The sequence below is a fragment of the Streptomyces sp. CO7 genome (assembly GCF_053474865.1).
Map to the genome: position 1 here is coordinate 284,821 of NZ_JBRIOU010000004.1, position 2,794 is coordinate 287,614.

At 72.5% G+C, this 2,794-nt stretch carries 1 protein-coding gene; it reads right to left on the reverse strand.

The window, feature by feature from the left end:
- Window positions 1-2,398: alpha-glucan family phosphorylase (gene glgP / locus ACOV8S_RS14010; RefSeq protein WP_448318150.1), on the reverse strand; the 2,398-nt coding region annotated here is incomplete at its 3' end.
- Window positions 2,399-2,794: the final 396 nt, after the last annotated feature.

Genomic DNA, 2,794 nt, shown 5'->3' on the forward strand with positions numbered 1-2,794 from the left:
GGTCCTCGGCGTCGACCCGGCCCGCCGCGGCCTGCACCTCGACGTCCTCCGGGGCGAGCCGGCCGAGCGCGACCCTGACCCGCAGGGTGAGCGTGGCGCCCAGCTCGGCGGTGGCCGTAGCGGACGAGGTCTCCACGTGGCCGACCCGCACGCCGGACCAGCCGCCGCGCACCCGCGCCTTCCACTCGCCGAGCTCGCGGGCCGCGTCCGCGTCCATCGCCCGGTGGGAGCGGGCGGCCGGGGCGTAGAGCCGCTCCACGTACTCCCGCACCATCCGGCCGGCCAGCACCTTGGGCCCCAGGTGGGTGAGGGTGCGGCGGACCATCTCGATCCAGCGGTCCGGCAGGCCGCTCGATCCGCCCTTCTCGTAGAACCGCGGGGTGACCCGCCGCTCCAGCAGGTCGTAGAGCGCCGCGGCCTCCAGGTCGTCACGCCGCTCCGGCCCGGTACCGGTCCCGTCCGCGGTGGGGATCGCCCACCCGAAGTCGCTCTGGTACCACTCGTCCCACCAGCCGTCGAGGACCGACAGGTTGAGGCAGCCGTTGAGCGCGGCCTTCATGCCGCTGGTGCCGCACGCCTCCAGCGGCCGCAGCGGGTTGTTCAGCCAGATGTCGCAGCCCGGGTAGAGCTTCTGCGCCATGCCCATGCCGTAGTCGGGCAGGAAGACGATCCGGTGCCGCACCCGCGGGTCGTCGGCGAACCGCACCAGTTCCTGGATCAGCCGCTTGCCGCTCTCGTCGGCCGGATGGGCCTTGCCCGCGACCACCAGCTGCACCGGCCGCTCCGGGTGGAGCAGCAGCGAGCGCAGCCGGTCGTGGTCGCGCAGCATCAGGGTGAGCCGCTTGTACGAGGGCACCCGGCGGGCGAAGCCGATGGTCAGCACGTCCGGGTCGAGGACGCCGTCGATCCAGCCGAGCTCCGCGTCGCCCGCGCCGCGCTGGCGCCAGGAGTCGCGCAGCCGCCGCCGCACCTCGTCGACCAACTGGGCGCGCAGCGAGCGGCGCAGCTGCCAGATCTCGTCGTCGGACACGTCCGTGACGGCGTCCCAGCGCTCGGAGCCGCCGACGCTCAGCGCCTCCTCGGCCCGCTGCTCGCCGACGCCGCGGGCGCCCATCCTGAGCACCTCGGGCGCCACCCAGGTCGGCGCGTGGACGCCGTTGGTGACGGAGGTGATCGGCACCTCCTCGGGGTCGAAGCCCGGCCAGAGTCCGGCGAACATCTCGCGGCTGACCTTGCCGTGCAGCAGCGAGACGCCGTTGGCCCGCTGGGCCAGGCGCAGGCCCATCACCGCCATGTTGAAGACGCCCGGGTCGCCGCCCGGGTAGGTCTCCGCGCCCAGCCGCAGCACCCGGTCGACGTCGACGCGGGGCAGCTCGGCGTCCTGCCCGAACTGCCGGGCGACCTGGTTGCGGTCGAACCGGTCGATGCCGGCCGGGACGGGGGTGTGGGTGGTGAAGACCGTGCCGGCCCGCACCGACTCCAGCGCGGAGTCGAAGTCCAGCCCTTCGCTGACCAGTTCGTGGATGCGCTCCAGGCCGAGGAAGCCGGCGTGGCCCTCGTTGGTGTGGAACACCTCGGGTGCGGGGTGGCCGGTGAGCTCGCAGTAGGCGCGCACCGCCCGGACACCTCCTATGCCCAGGAGCATCTCCTGCAGCAGCCGGTGCTCGCTGCCGCCACCGTACAGACGGTCGGTGACGCCCCGTTCGCCGGCGCCGTTGTCCTCGACGTCGGAGTCGAGCAGCAGCAGCGGCACCCGGCCGACCTGGGCGACCCAGATCCGGGCCCGCAGCGACGTGCCGCCGGGCAGGGCGAGCGAGACGTGGGCGGTGGAGCCGTCGGGCCGGGCGAGCGGCGTGAGCGGCAGCTCGTGCGGGTCGAGGACCGGGTAGTGCTCCTGCTGCCAGCCGTCGCGGGAGAGCGACTGGCGGAAGTATCCGTGCCGGTAGAGGAGTCCCACCCCGATCAGCGGGACACCCAGGTCGCTGGCGGCCTTCAGGTGGTCGCCGGCCAGGATGCCCAGGCCGCCGGAGTACTGCGGCAGGGCCGCGGTGATGCCGAACTCCGGTGAGAAGTAGGCCACCGCCGCGGGCAGCGAACCGGACTGCTCCTGGTACCAGCGGGGCCCGCCGGTGTACTCGGCCAGGTTCTCGGCGGCCGCGGACAACCGGGCCAGGAACTCTCCGTCCTGGGCCAGCTCGGCGAGCCGGGCGGGCGGGACGCTGCCCAGCAATCGCACCGGATCGTCGCCGCAGGCCGCCCAGCGTTCGGGGTCCACGGACCGGAAGAGGTCGCGGGTCTCGGCGTGCCAGGACCAGCGCAGATTTCGCGCCAGATCGCTGAGTGGCCGCAGGGGTTGGGGGAGGACGGGACGGACGGTGAATCGACGGATCGCCTTCACGTTTCCACCTCGGCTGGGCGTGCGGAAAATTTGGGGGACACATCCGCACGAATGCGTCCCCGTCGTCACCCCTGACGGTATCCACGTAACGACGGATCAACCACGGCGTGCGGGTTCACCGGCGTGCCGCCGGGGCATACGGCGCACGACACGCGACGCGGCCGGGTGAAATACCCGCCGCTCAGGGGGGAATACGTCGATGGATGTACAAGTCCGGATCGTAGCGATCGGGTACGGGACCGGTCTTGTGCTCCCGGATACGCATGAGTAGTTAACAAAGCGCCGGATTGCTCACCCGAAGAGGGTGGGAAGGCTCCCCCGGTACCCCCGTTCGGTGGCTCTCGCCGGAACCACCACCGCGGTCCTCCCGCCCCACCCGATCAGCATCTCCCCATC